Origin of the sequence: Streptomyces kebangsaanensis, from assembly GCF_001906585.1 — a bacterium.
In the GTDB taxonomy this organism is placed as follows: domain Bacteria; phylum Actinomycetota; class Actinomycetes; order Streptomycetales; family Streptomycetaceae; genus Streptomyces; species Streptomyces kebangsaanensis.
The window spans coordinates 35,297-48,679 of the sequence record NZ_JUJA01000143.1 but is presented as its reverse complement, the minus strand read 5'-3'; the positions used below and the strand labels follow the sequence as shown (position 1 = coordinate 48,679).

Genomic DNA, 13,383 nt, shown 5'->3' with positions numbered 1-13,383 from the left:
GGCCGGCGTCTGCTCACCGTTCGGGCGGTTGCGACAGGGCGTGCTTGACCTGCCTGGTCCGCTCGTCGGTGAGGACCTCCACCCGGTCGTTCGCCAGGGCTTCCATGGTCTGCTCCGCGACGTCGGCCGCGCTGATCTTCGGCGCGTCCGTGAAGGAGCTGAGATCCGTCTCCACGAAACCGGCGTGGACGCCGACCACGAGCGTTCCCTGTTCACGCAGGCCTTGCCGCAACGCGCCCGTCAACGACCACTGGGCTGCCTTGGAAGCCGCATATCCGGGGTAGTCCGGCCGCGAGGTCCAGGAGGCGGCCGACAGCATGTTCACCAGTGCGCCGCCGCCGTTGCGGGCCAGGACGGGGGCAAAGGCACGGGAGACGGCCCAGGTGCCGAAGCAGTTGATCTCCATCGCCTGGCGTGCGCCGTCGAAGGAGCCCGTCAGGAGCTTGGTGCCGAAACCTCCGACGCCGGCGTTGTTGATCACAATGGTGACGTCACCCGCGGCGGCGGCTGCCGCGGCTACCTCCTCGGGCCTGGTGACGTCCAGACGCAGCGGGATGAGGTCCTCATCGCTCACGCTCGCCGGATCGCGGACGGCGGCGTAGACCTTGCTCGCGCCGTGCTCGACCAGCGCGCGGGCGAACGCGCGGCCGATGCCGCGATTGGCCCCCGTCACCAGGGCGACCGATCCTTCGATCTCCATCACGCTTCCTTCCTGCCGGTGCCTGCCGTGCCCGGCAGGCACCGGGGGCAAGCGGTGCTCCCGCGATCAGATCGGCTCGGCTCGCACCGCATCGGGCACGCCGGTGCCCCTGCGCGACATGCGCAGCGGGGAACCCATTGCCCGGAGGCCGGGTCCGGATCTCTCAGCCGTGTTCCGGGCGATGCCGGGCGGACAGGCAGTCGCACACGTCAGCGCACCCGTGGAGCACGTTCCCTCCACTGCCAGCCTGCACCGGATACCGAGGCTTTGCATGTGAACAGGGCCCGAGCCCGAGGCAGCCACCCGGGCGGCCCGACCCTCGGCGAAGGATCGGTGCAGGGCCACGCCGAGGCGGTCGTAGGGCCTCGATCCGCCGGAGTCGCCCGTGAACCACGGTGGCGGCCCGGGTGATGCGGGTCACGGCGGTGACATCCAAGGCACTTGGGCAGCCGGGGAGTTCAGGCCGGAAGTCCCGCCGGATCAGCGGCACCGGGCAGTCGAGCGGAGCCAGCACGTCGAGGGCGGCCAGGACGAGGGCCTTCCTGGACTCGGGTCCCGGGGCTTCGGCCCGGGGGTCCTTGTGAGCCTTGCGATTCGTTGCTGCGCCGCACACGGTCAGTGACACGACAGGGTTGTGAGCATCCGGGGCCACGGGCCTCAGCTGCATCCGCCCGGGCCTCGCCGTAGCCGGTGCTCGCCCTGCCGGTTCACGTGTCTCCGGCCTTCCACGAGCGCACGGCACGCCGAACGGGTCATCGGAGCGGCAACTGGACGGGCCCGCTCCCGGTGTTGAGCGCATCGTGGCCGGCCGGCCGTCGTGCCGCGGTGGCGAGTGCTCGGGTTGCGTCATACGGTGAGCGAGGAGGCGTTCCCGTGGGCACTCGAGGGGTCGGCGCCCGGATGCCGATCAGGGCCATCGTCCGGCCGGAGGCGGCTCCGCCGCCCGTCACGTGCTTGTGTCTCCGCTCGCGATCAGGGTCTCCTGGCCCGCCGGTGACCGTCAGGAAGGGGCGCGTGCCATGCGCGCACACTCCCAGGACCCGGTGCCCCAGCCGGTGCTGTCCCCACTGACGAACGCGGCGATCTTCCTGGTCGTGACCATCGACCCGGGCGGTGAGCCGGTCGTACGGGAACTGCTGTCGGACCTCAATGGGCTGCAGCGGGCGGTCGGCTTCCGGGCTACGCCGGACGGGAAGCTGAGCGTGGTCGCGAGCATCGGCTCCCCGGCGTGGGATCGGCTGTTCGCCGGCCCCCGCCCGGCGGATCTGCACCGGTTCCGTGAACTGGCCGGAGCGCGGCACCGGGCGATCTCGACACCGGGTGACCTGCTGTTCCACGTTCGCGCGGCTCGGCCGGACCTGTGCTTCGCCCTGGCGGTCGAGATCATGGAGCGGCTTCGCGCCGTCGTCACCGTCCGTGACGAGGTGCACGGGTTCAAGTACTTCGACGTGCGTGACCTGCTGGGGTTCGTGGACGGCACGGAGAACCCGACGGGCCCGGCGGCGGACGCGGCGGTGCTGATCGGTGACGAGGACCCCCGGTTCCGCGGAGGCAGCTACGTGATCGTGCAGAAGTACCTGCACGACCTGCGGGCCTGGAACGCTCTTCCGGTGGAGGCGCAGGAGATGGTGATCGGGCGTCGGAAGCTGTCCGACGTCGAACTGGACGACGCCGTCAAACCGGCCGACTCCCACGTGGCGCTGACCACGATCGAGGACCCGGACGGGACGGAGCATCAGATCCTGCGCGACAACATGCCCTTCGGCACCGCGGGCCAGGGCGAATTCGGTACGTACTTCATCGGCTACGCCCGCACTCCGGCCGTGACGGAGCGGATGCTGGAGCGCATGTTCCTGGGGGCCCCGCCGGCCTCCCACGACCGGATCCTGGACTTCTCCACGCCGGTCACCGGGTCGCTGTTCTACGTGCCCACCAGTGACTTTCTCGACGACCTCCCCGGTCCGCCGACCGCGGGTGAGAGCGAGGAGACCGACGGCGCCGGCGAGACCGACAGCGCGGACGGGACCGGGGCCGTGCCCGTGGCGGCCCGTCTGCCGGCTGCGGACGGCTCCCTGGGGATCGGCGATCTGAGGACGTGACAGGAGGCGAGCACCGGCGATGGACAATCTGCATCGGGAACTGGCACCCCTCTCCGCCGCCGCGTGGGCCGACCTGGAGGACGAGGCACGACGGACGTTCAGGCGGCACGTCGCGGCTCGCCGGATGGTCGACGTGCCCGAGCCGGGGGGTCTGGAGTCGGCGGGTGTGGGAACCGGACACCTGCGGGACGTGGAGGCGCCGGCTGAAGGGGTCGAGGCCCGCGTACGCCGGTTCCAGCCGCTGGTAGAGCTGCGGGTGCCGTTCAGCGTCGATCGGCAGCAGGCCGACGACGTCGCACGAGGCGCCGAGGACGCGGACTGGCAGCCGGTCAAGGACGCCGCCCGGCGGATCGCCTTCGCCGAGGACCGCGCGGTGTTCGAGGGGTACGCGGCCGCGGACATCCGCGGTCTGCGGGAGAGTTCGTCCCACTCCGTTCTGACACTGCCGGCCGGGGTGCGCGATTACCCGGACGTCGTCAGCAAGGCCCTGACCGCGCTGCGACTCGCCGGTGTGGGCGGCCCGTACGCCCTGGCGCTGAGCGCCGCGGCGTACACCGCTGTCAGCGAAACCTCCGACTACGGCCACCCGGTCATCAAGCACATCGCCCGGGTCCTGAACGGCGACATCGTCTGGGCACCCGCCATCGACGGCGCCTTCCTGCTGTCGAAACGGGGCGGGGACTTCGAGCTGCGCATCGGCCAGGACGTGTCCATCGGCTACCTGTCGCACGACGAGCGCAGCATCCGGTTGTACTTCCAGGAGACGCTGACCTTCCTCGTATACACCGGCGAGGCCGTCGTGCCCGTGGAGGCCGAGACGCCCGGGCCGGCCGAACCGTCGGAGGTACGGACATGAGGGTGGGCGTCGTGGGGGTGGGCGCGGTCGGATCGGCCACGGCCCTGTCCCTGGTCGAACGCGGCGGAACCTGCCGGGAGATCGTGCTGATCGACCGCAACACCGCCCGCGCCGACGGCGTCGCCGCCGACCTGCGCTACGCCGCGCCGCTGTCCCCCACGGTCGACGTGTGCTCCGGCGGCTACCACGACCTGTCCGGCGCCGCGGTCGTCGTCATCACCGCGGGGGTGAACGAGAAGGCCGGCGGCGCCACCGACCGGTCCGACCACCGGGGACGCCTGCGGCTGTTGGAGACCAACGCGAAGGTCTTCGCCGACATCGTTCCCCAGGTGGTCGAGGTCGCACCGCAGGCAGTCCTCATGGTGGTCACCGACCCACCGGACCCGCTGGCCGACCTCACGCGCCATCTCGCCGGGCACGACCGGGTGTTCTCGACCGGAACCCTGATCGACAGCCTGCGGTTCCGCGTGCAGCTAGCCGACCGCCTCCGGGTCCGGCCGCGTGACGTGCAGGCCCTGGTGGTGGGCGAACACGGAACCTCCGAGGTGTTGCTGTGGTCCTCGGCGCAGGTCGGCGGCATCCCCGTCACCGACCTGCTGGGCCAGGACGGCCAGTCGCTCGAGGAGTTGCGCGAGGAGGTCGAGAACGACATCCGCTACGCCAACATCACCATCATCGAAGGCACCGGCGCGAGCCAGTACGGCATCGGCGCCGTCTCCGCTCGCCTGGTCGAGGCGGTGCTGCGTGACGAACGCGCGGTGCTGCCCGTCGCCGCCCACTCCTCCTCCCACGGGGTCACACTGTCCTTGTCGAGCGTTCTCGGTGCGGGCGGAGTCCAGCAGATGCACGTACCCACCATGACGCCCGAGGAGCACCGGGCGCTGCACGAGAGCGTCCAGGTCCTGCGCGACGCCGCCGAACGGGCCGTTGCCGTAGCGACGACCTGAGCCGCGGCTCAATCGTCACCCGTCCGCCGCCGAGGAGATCAGCCACGCCGGAGGGCAACCGGGCGATTCTCCGCAGGCGTTCACCCGCCTCGCCCTCATCGGCGCCGCGTTCGACCTCGACCGTGCCCCGGGCCGGCGGCCGACCCGGCGGCGTCTCCCGAGCAGTCGCCGTGCGAGCCTCCGATTCCCGGCTCATGCTGGAACGGGGGGGGTGAGGCGACTGAGGGAGTGGTGGGGATGCGAACCGTTGTGGACCTCACGCGCTGCCAGGGCTATGCGCAGTGCGTGTTCCTCGCACCGAAGATGTTCGAGCTGCACGGGGAGGAGGGACTGCTGTACGCCACGGCCGTGCCCGACGATCAGGTGGAGCGCGTGCGCCAGGCCGCGGCGGCGTGCCCGGTCCAGGCCATCCTCCTCGGGGAGAAGGTGAGCGGCGGTGCCCGGTGACCTCACGGACGGCCGTATTGTCATCGTCGGCGCGTCACTGGCCGGGCTGCGGGCCGCGGAGGCGCTGCGTGAGAAGGGCTTCACCGGCTCACTGACCGTGGTCGGGGACGAGCCCCACCCGCCCTACGACCGGCCGCCGCTGTCCAAGCAGGTGCTGCTCGGCCGGGCGACGGCGGACACCACCGAGCTCCCGATGCGCCGGGACCCGGAGGCCGAGTGGCGACTGGGGGTGCGCGCAACCGGCCTGGACCCTCTCGCGAAACGAGTGACGCTGGACGACGGCGAGTCGCTGCCGTACGACCGGCTGCTGATCGCCACCGGGACACGCGCGCGGCCCTGGCCCAACCCGGAGGAGGCCGCCCTGGACGGGGTGTTCACCCTGCGCACGCGCGAGGACGCCGCGGGGCTGGCCGAGCGGATGGCCGCCGGGCCGCGACGGGTGCTGGTGATCGGCGGCGGCTTCACCGGCTCGGAGATCGCCTCGGCCTGCCGGGAACTGGGGCTGGACGTCACGGTCACCGAACGCGGACCCGCACCCCTGGTGGGCGCCCTCGGCGGCACCCTGTCGAAGCTCGCGGCCGTCATGCAGCGCAACCACGGCGTGGACCTGCGCACCGGGGTGACGGTCACCGCCCTGCGCGGGAACGGCAGTTTCACCGGCGCGGAGCTGTCCGACGGCAGCCGCGTCGACGCCGACGTGTGCGTCGCGGCACTGGGGGCGATCCGCAACGTCGAATGGCTGGCGGACTCCGGACTGGCGGCGGGCCCGCGCGGAATCGCCTGCGACGCCGGATGCCGCGCCTTCAACATGTACGGAATCGTCACCGACGACATCTTCGTGGCCGGCGACGTCTCCCGCTTCCCCCACCCGCTGTTCGGCTACCAGATGCTCTCCCTGGAGCACTGGGGAAACGCGGTCGAGCAGGCAGAGGTGGCGGCCCACAACATGGTCAGTCCGGGGCCCCTGCGACGCCCGCACCTGGCCATCCCGACGTTCTGGTCGACCCAGTTCGGGCTCAACATCAAGTCCGTGGGCGTGCCCACCTTCTCCGACCACGTGGTCATCGCCCAGGGCTCCCTGGAAGCACGCCGTCTGGCGATGGCCTACGGCTACCAGGGCCGGGTCACCGCCGCGGTCACCGTCGACATGGCCAAGTCGCTCGACTACTACCGGCACCTGATCGAGACGGCTGCTCCGTTCCCGCCCCCGCCCGGCGCGCAGGACCGTGCGATCGCGGCCGACATCCCGATCCCGTCCGACGTGCCGGATCCGAAGGGGCTCTCCCACGGCCCCACCGTGGCGCTCACCGGATACCTCCCCGACCGCCGGCTGACCGTGGTGTAGCCACGGGCCGACGCACGTCCCGCCCGACGACGAGGAGCCGTCATGGACTCCGAGACCCTGCTGGCACGGATCACCGACTACGCCAACCGCCCCCACCCCTACCCGCTGTACGCGGAACTCCGCGAGGCCGGCCCCGTGGTGCGGCAGGCGGACGGCAGCCACCTGGTCGGCACCTACCACGAGATCGCCGCTCTGCTCCACGACCCGCGGATGAGTGCCGACCCCCGCACCCGCGGCGAGGTGACCCGCAAGCCGCCCTTCCTGCGGCTCGACGACCCGGAGCACCACAGGCTGCGCACCCTGGCCATGCGGCCGTTCGGCCCGCCGCACAGCCCGGGCCGGGTCGACGCCATGCGCGGTGAGATCGACCGGATCACCAAGGAACTGACGGGGCCCTTCGAGGCGGGCCGGCAGATCGACGTCGTCGACGACTTCGCCTATCCGCTGCCCGTCACGGTGATCTGCCGCCTGCTCGGCGTGCCGCGCGAGGACGAGCCGCTGTTCCGGGCCTGGTCCGACGCTCTGGTCGCGGCCGCCGACGTCAGGCCCGAGGAGGACACCACCGAGACGGACGAGGCGGGCGACCAGGCGCGGGGCGAGATGGGCGGGTACCTGGTGAACCTCGCCGAGCAGCGCCGTGGCCGCCCGGGCGACGACATGCTCTCCGCCTTCGTCAACGAGCCGGATCCGGCCCTGCGGCTCACCCAGGAGGAACTCGCGGAAACCGCCGTGCTGTTGCTCATCGCGGGACACGAGACCACGGTCAACCTGATCACCAACGGGGTGCTCACCCTCCTGCGCCACCCGGAGCACCTGGACCACCTGCGCCGCGAACCCGGGCTGCTGCCGCGAGCGGTGGAGGAACTACTGCGCTACGAACCCCCGGTCCACATGCGTGAGCGCATTCCGCACGCCGACATCGACGTCGCCGGCACCAAGATCCCCCAAGGCGCATCCGTCGTCCTGGTGCTGGCCTCGGGCAACCGCGACCCCCTGCGGTTCCCCGACCCCGACCGGTTCGACCCCACCCGCCCGGACAACCAGCACCTCGGCTTCGGCAGCGGCATCCACCTGTGCTACGGCGCACCACTGGCCCGCATCGAAGCCCAGGCCGCGCTCGGCGCGCTGATCCCCCACCTCGGCACGGCACGCCTGGTCCAGGACCCGCCCCCCTACCGGCAGAACGCCATGCTCCGCGGCCCCCGCCACCTGCCCGTCCAACTGTGAGGCCGCCCGGCGGCACCACCGGGACGGCCGGCAGGAGTGACGGTCCACCAGACCGCAAGAACCCGTGCGCGGTCGGCGCCGACAGGCCGGTGTGTACGGCGGGACGGTGGGGTCCGCTTCAGGCCGCGGCGGGAAGGAGCCGTCGGGCGAGGTCGCGGGCCTCGTCCACGGAGAGGCCGGGCATGTGCAGGAGCATCTCGGCCATGGTGCCGGCGACGCCCAGGGGAGCGCCCGATGATCTCCTGCAGCACCCGGGCCTGGTCGTGTGGCGGCCGTTGCGGGCAGCCGTCCGCATGCGCCTGTTCGAACACCGGCACAGGTCGGCGATGGATACGAGTAACTCCCGGTCGCGTCGGGCGGAGAGGGGAAGGTGCTCCCTGATGACGAAGTTGCTGTTCGTGATGACCGGAGCCACGTACTGGGCGCTCAAGGACGGCACCCGACATGCGACCGGTTACTGGGCCGAGGAGTTCGCGGCCCCGTACAAGGCGCTCACGGAGGCCGGCCACCAGATCGTGGTGGCCGGCCCCAAGGGCGTGGTCCCGAACGTGGACATGATGAGCCTGCGCCCCGAGAGGGCAGGCAGTGCCGAGAACGCCCTCGACCTCGGGCGCATCATCCGCTCCGCGGAGGAGATGCGGCGGCCGATCCGGCTGTCGGACGCCCACTTGGAAGATGACGACTTCACCCGCGGCGAGATCTGGGAACCGTACACGGTGGTGGACCGCAACCTGTACACGGGACAGAACCCCGCTTCGGCAAGGGTCCTTGCGGAGCGCCTGCCGAAGGAGGCATTGACGTAGACGGCAGACGCCCGGAGAAGGCCTTGAGGTGTTCGTGTGCCCGCGGAACTGGCGCGGGGCCAAGGCACCTCGAGCAGAAGATCGAAAGACTTCGTCGGTTCGTCGAGCGGGTGCGCGAAAGGGGCCGACCGCCTGCGGTCCGGTCGTTCTCGGTGTCGCCGGGAACGCCCGCTCGCGGGGTCACGCCTCGGCGAGGCCGAGTTGACGCAGCACGCCGAGTTCGCCGCTCGGGCCCCGGCACCTGCCCTGGGGCGGGGTCATGGTCGATCGAGTCGGGTGCGGCGACCTCGTCGAGGGTGTCGAGGCCGCCGGTGACGACGGCCTCTCCGAAAGCAGTCCGTGCGGCGATGTTCGTCTGCTGAGGCATGGGCACTCCTCGGGCGCGTGCCGGCCACCGGCCTGTCCGTCGGCTGCAAAGCCCATGCGTCTACGCCGTATTGGGACCGTACACCAGCCATACGCCCCCGGCACGCCTACGCGGCAGGCCTCCGAAGCAGTTGCTCTCCTTCAGAGGCCATGGTCCGCACACGTGGGAAAGAGGCGCAGGATCCGCCAGAAGCGCCGGCTCCGGCTGCCCGAGGGCCGTCACCGGTCACCGGCCCACTCTCCTAAGCCGTTCCGGGATCCGTTCCGAGGGCGTCGCGCAGGAATGCGACGGCTTGGTCGATGGCCGCTCGGGTGGCCTTGGACTGGCTGAGCGAGTTGATCATCATGAAGTCGTGCACCGTGCCGTCGTAGCGCACCGTGGTGACCGGGACGCCGGCGGCGCGGAGCTTGGCGGCGTACGCCTCGCCCTCGTCGCGCAGCACGTCGGCCTCGTCCACGAGCAGCAGGGCGGGTGGCAGGCCGGCGAGCTGCTCGGGGGCGGCCCGGTTGGGGGATGCGGTGATCTCCGCGCGCTGTTTCGGGTCGGTGGTGTAGGCGTCCCAGAACCACTCCATCAACCTTCGGCTGAGGTAGTAGCCGGTGGCGAACCGGTCGTAGGAGTCGGTGTCCATCGCCGCGTCCGTGACCGGGTAGTACATCGACTGGTGAACGAACCTGACGTCACCGCGCTCCTTGGCCATCAGGGCGAGCGCGGCGGTCATGTTCCCGCCGACCGACTCGCCGGCCACCGCCATGCGCCGGGCGTCCAGCCCCTTGGACGCTCCCTCACGCATGATCCACTGCGCGGTCGCGTAGCCCTGTTCGATGGCCACGGGGTAGTGCGCCTCCGGCGAGGGCGTGTACTCCACGAATGCCACGGCGGTACGGGCACCGACCGCCAGCTCCCGCACCAGCCGGTCGTGGGTGCCGGCGTTGCCCAGCACCCAGCCGCCGCCGTGCATGTACAGCACGACGGGCAGCGTGCCGGTGACGCCCTGCGGCTTGACGATGCGCACCCGCACCTCGCCCACAACGGCCGGTACGGTGATCCACTCCTCGTCGACCGGCGGCTTGTCGACCGGCGCGGCCTGAAGGTCGTCGAGGACCCTGCGTGCTTCGACAGGCCCCATCTCGTACAGGAAGGGATGCTTCGAGGTCGCGTCGGCGAGCTCCTGCGCCGGGCGCTCCAGGACGACTGAGGCGGACTGAGCAGCCATGACCATGCTCCTTGGCGATGCTGAGAAGCGCATGCTGAGACGGCGTAGGGCGCCCGGCCGGCAAGCGTCGGCGCCACTGAACGCTCGGGCCCTGGGCGTGAGCCCTTGGTCAAGGTTCAGGGCCCTCATTCAAGCCTCATGGGCTCATAAGCTCATCGTAATCGCACATCGTGCGCCCATCGACTTCGGAGCGTCCGGCCGACGCCAGGACCTCGGCCTTCGGATTCGTGCTCGACTGCGCGGCGTCGGCGTTGGCGCGCGAACCACCGGCCACCCGCTGAGGCGAGAGCAGACCGGGCCGGCACAACTGATCGTGGCGATCAAGCCCAGCAGACCTACTGCTCGTAGCGGCCAGGGCTCCGGACCGAGGGCTGCCCTGGAGACGTGCGGCATCGGCTACGTCCTTGCCGTTGCCTGCGCCACACGGGCACGAATCAATGGTCGCCGCACTCCGGTCCGCGCGGACGTCCTCGCAGACCGCCTGCCCGACGCGACCCGGCACCGGCAAAGCGCCGGCCGGGCGCGAGGGGCCCGCGCTCCTACGACCGAACCTGGGTCCGGGCCGGCTCGGCGGTCACCGCCACCTGCTCATCCACCGCAACCGGGCCGACGGCGAACTCGCCTTCTGCCTGTGCTGGTCACCCGTCGCGGTGCCCTTCGGCAGCCGGACCAGGAACCCGATGCGGAGTCAGCGCCCGGGTGACTCCCGAACGGCTGTCGAGGTGCTGCTGCCCGATCAGGGTCGCCCGTCGCGTGAGCCGAGCGGGGGCGGCATGGATGTGGCGGTGTTCCGCCGGCCCCTCCGATCGGGCCGATGCTCGTCGGAGTACGCCGGGAACTTCCCCCGGGCGGGGCCCTGCCCGGCCTGTCGGGTCGAGCGGAAACCGGACGGCCCTCCCGACGCGTTGAAGTCTTCTCGTCGAGCGACTCCTGGGACCGTGTCCTGCAAGGCTGTCGGTCGCTGTGGCGGAGGCATGGGGGGGTGCCGGGTGGGGACCGGCTGACACAGCAGGTGATCCGGAGCCCGCGGGGTGCACATGATGTCGGCTTCCCCTCATCGGGAGCCGGCTCACGTCGGTGTCGTAGGTCTGAGCGCGAGCGGCGGGTGGGACGGCCATCGCCCATGCGCCGGCCCTTGCGGGGCTCGACGGATACACGTTGCGGGTCCTGGGCCCGGGCTGTACCGCTTTCCCCACCCATGAACGAGTGTCCATTATGCGGGGGTAGCGTGGCTTTCAGTGGCTTTCAGTGGACGGAGTCAGGCTCGATGAACGCGAATCTGGCTGCCCTGGCGGCCGTGGTGGTCATCGCCTTGGCGTTCGACTTCACCAACGGCTTCCACGATGCCGCGAACGCGATCGCGACGTCGATCTCCACCCGCGCGCTGACCCCGGCTGCCGCGCTGGCGCTCGCGGCGTGCATGAACTTCGCCGGTGCGGCGCTGGGCACGGGGGGGGCCAAGACGGTCGGCGCGGGCATCATCGCCACGCCGACCAGCTCCCACGGTCTGAGCGTGGTGTTCGCCGCCCTGATCGGCGCCATCTGCTGGAACCTGATCACCTGGCGGCTGGGGCTGCCCACCTCCTCCTCCCACGCCCTGATCGGCGGGCTGGTCGGCGCCGCACTCGCCGCGGCCAGCGGCGTGCACTGGAGCGGGGTGGTGGACAAGGTCGTCCTGCCGATGGTCTTCTCCCCCCCTGCTCGGGGCCGTGCTCGGCTACCTGGTGCACACGGTGATCCTGTGGATCTTCCGCCGCGCCCGGCCGGCGAGGGCGACGCACGGTTTCCGTATGGCGCAGTCCGTCTCTGCGGCCGGAATGGGCCTGGGGCACGGCCTGCAGGACGCGCAGAAGACGATGGGCGTGATCGTTCTCGCGCTGGTCACCGCCGGGCGGCAGACCACGTTCGACGTGCCGTGGTGGGTCATCGGGGCGGTCGCCGCCTCCATGGCCGCGGGAACGTACACGCTCGACCACGCACACCATCACCTCCGCGATCCTCGGCGCCGGCGCCACCCGGCGGCTGTCCGCGGTGCGCTGGGGCATGGCCCGCAACATCGCCACCGCCTGGCTGCTGACCATGCCCGGTGCCGGACTGGCCGCGGCCGCCACCTACGCGCTCATCCACCTGGTTCTGGGAACCTGATCGTGAAGAGGTGCGTGCGATGAACGACTTCGGTGCACACCCCGTCGTGCTCCAGCGGTACACGCACCTGAGCCCGGCGGACGGGATGTGCCTCATGGAGTACGTCTCGCTCCTGGCCGGTACCGGCTTCACCGACCGCCCGGCGTGCACCGATGCCCTCCTGGCGGCCCTTGCCCGGATGGTCAACGACACCGTGAGCGATGCCGGCCGCAGCCGGCTGATCCACCTCGCCCCCCTGCTGGTCCGCGGCGCGCCGGATGCGGGGGTGCGCGACCGGGTCGTCTTCCACTGCTGGGATGCGGTCGGTGCCGCCGCGGCGCCCGGCAGCCGGGCCGAGCGGCACGCGCGCCGTCGGCGCGACACGGCCCGCGCACGGCTCAAAGCCTGCCGACGGGAGGGGAGGGTGCCGGCGTGGCTGCGCCTGCACGGCCCGGCACGCCGCGCCGCGGAAACCGCGGTACGGGTGTTGTCGGCCCTGCCTCCCGCCGAAGCCGACCGGGCGCTGCTACGGCTGCTGACCCTGTGCACCACGCAGACGGCACCGGACGACAGGCAGGTGCCGGAACGCCGCCCGGCAGGCAGGAGCGGGGCGTGCCGGAAGCCCGAGAGGTCCAGGACCGACGCACCCGGCGCAGCCCGAGTCACGGACGCGTCCAGCGCGGCCGTCAGGTCCGGCACCACCTGCCCGGCTCACCCTCCGACTCCGGCACCTGCAGCGGTTCTCGGTCCTCGCACTTGACCTCGGCGACCTCCTTCAGGACCTCGGTGCGGGCGTCGCGGAACTCCGGGTCGTCCAGGTCCTCGCGGCCCATGCCCTCCATGGGCATGGGCCGCGAGGTCGATCTGGTCGTCGGTTCAAGAACCGGCTTGCCGGGCGGTGGGTGCGCGAGCGACGCAGCGAGCGGCGCCTCCACGTCCGTGGCGGAGACCACCAGAACGGGTCGGGTGAGATCGGCGGTGCCGTCGTCGAACCGGCCGGTGTCGTCGATGAGGACGCGCTTTCCCTCGGCCAGGACAGCGTCGTTGGCGGTGTTCCAGGCGACCCCGAGCCCTTCGGCGACACGGGCGACAGTGAGGTGCTGGCAGACGATGGCTTCAAGCGCCCACCGCAGCCCGCGGCGCGAGAGCTTCGCCCGCGGCTCAGCCGCCTTGGTGGTGTCTTGCCGCCACACGTGCCCACAGCCGATGCAGCGGTAGCGTCGGATCGTGACGTGAAGGATCGTGGGCCGCC

At 71.4% G+C, this 13,383-nt stretch carries 11 protein-coding genes and 2 pseudogenes; 9 read left to right on the top strand and 4 right to left on the bottom strand.

Annotated elements, in window-relative coordinates:
• Positions 1-13 precede the first annotated feature (13 nt).
• Positions 14-700: an SDR family oxidoreductase gene (locus tag RH94_RS21425; RefSeq protein WP_073947122.1), complete on the bottom strand. Its 687-nt coding sequence runs from the start codon at positions 698-700 to the stop codon at positions 14-16.
• A 1,019-nt stretch (positions 701-1,719) separates the two neighbouring features.
• Between RH94_RS21425 and RH94_RS21420 the strand changes: the two genes are divergently transcribed.
• From RH94_RS21420 to RH94_RS21395, 6 genes are all read left to right on the top strand, one after another.
• Positions 1,720-2,799 carry a Dyp-type peroxidase gene (locus tag RH94_RS21420; protein WP_073949121.1) on the top strand — a complete coding sequence of 360 codons (1,080 nt, stop codon included), beginning with the start codon at positions 1,720-1,722 and terminating at the stop codon, positions 2,797-2,799.
• Positions 2,800-2,818: 19 nt separating this feature from the next.
• On the top strand, positions 2,819-3,655 hold the full coding sequence (locus RH94_RS21415; RefSeq protein ID WP_073949120.1) for a family 1 encapsulin nanocompartment shell protein: 837 nt from the start codon (positions 2,819-2,821) through the stop codon (positions 3,653-3,655).
• Entirely contained in the window at positions 3,652-4,602 is a 951-nt protein-coding gene (locus tag RH94_RS21410) for a lactate/malate family dehydrogenase (protein WP_073949119.1), read from the top strand. Before RH94_RS21415 ends, RH94_RS21410 begins: the two co-directional genes overlap by 4 nt.
• A 237-nt stretch (positions 4,603-4,839) precedes the next feature.
• Entirely contained in the window at positions 4,840-5,049 is a 210-nt protein-coding gene (locus RH94_RS21405; protein WP_073949118.1) for a ferredoxin, read from the top strand.
• Entirely contained in the window at positions 5,039-6,394 is a 1,356-nt protein-coding gene (locus RH94_RS21400) for an NAD(P)/FAD-dependent oxidoreductase (RefSeq protein ID WP_073949117.1), read from the top strand. Before RH94_RS21405 ends, RH94_RS21400 begins: the two co-directional genes overlap by 11 nt.
• Before the next feature lie 42 nt (positions 6,395-6,436).
• The gene (locus tag RH94_RS21395; RefSeq protein WP_073949116.1) at positions 6,437-7,621 is read left to right on the top strand and encodes a cytochrome P450; all 1,185 of its coding nucleotides are present in this window, start codon (positions 6,437-6,439) and stop codon (positions 7,619-7,621) included.
• Positions 7,622-7,739: 118 nt separating this feature from the next.
• Here the strand turns inward: RH94_RS21395 and RH94_RS41500 are convergent, their stop codons facing one another.
• Positions 7,740-7,916, bottom strand: coding sequence for a hypothetical protein (locus tag RH94_RS41500; protein ID WP_199881023.1), 177 nt, complete (start codon positions 7,914-7,916; stop codon positions 7,740-7,742).
• A gap of 85 nt (positions 7,917-8,001) precedes the next feature.
• Here RH94_RS41500 and RH94_RS21390 point away from each other — a divergent pair, with 85 nt between their 5' ends.
• Positions 8,002-8,424 carry a type 1 glutamine amidotransferase family protein gene (locus RH94_RS21390; RefSeq protein WP_199881022.1) on the top strand — a complete coding sequence of 141 codons (423 nt, stop codon included), beginning with the start codon at positions 8,002-8,004 and terminating at the stop codon, positions 8,422-8,424.
• A gap of 608 nt (positions 8,425-9,032) precedes the next feature.
• Here RH94_RS21390 and RH94_RS21385 read toward each other — a convergent pair.
• Positions 9,033-10,007 (bottom strand): alpha/beta hydrolase, encoded by a 975-nt coding sequence (locus RH94_RS21385; protein ID WP_073949115.1) that lies wholly within the window; start codon positions 10,005-10,007, stop codon positions 9,033-9,035.
• Between the two features lie 1,267 nt (positions 10,008-11,274).
• Between RH94_RS21385 and RH94_RS21380 the strand changes: the two are divergent.
• Together RH94_RS21380 and RH94_RS21375 are read left to right on the top strand one after the other, a co-directional pair.
• A pseudogene (locus RH94_RS21380) lies at positions 11,275-12,152 on the top strand (anion permease).
• A gap of 19 nt (positions 12,153-12,171) precedes the next feature.
• Positions 12,172-12,891: a hypothetical protein gene (locus RH94_RS21375; protein ID WP_073949114.1), complete on the top strand. Its 720-nt coding sequence runs from the start codon at positions 12,172-12,174 to the stop codon at positions 12,889-12,891.
• A gap of 217 nt (positions 12,892-13,108) precedes the next feature.
• Here RH94_RS21375 and RH94_RS44140 read toward each other — a convergent pair.
• Positions 13,109-13,383, bottom strand: a pseudogene (locus RH94_RS44140) (ISL3 family transposase); the annotation flags it as partial.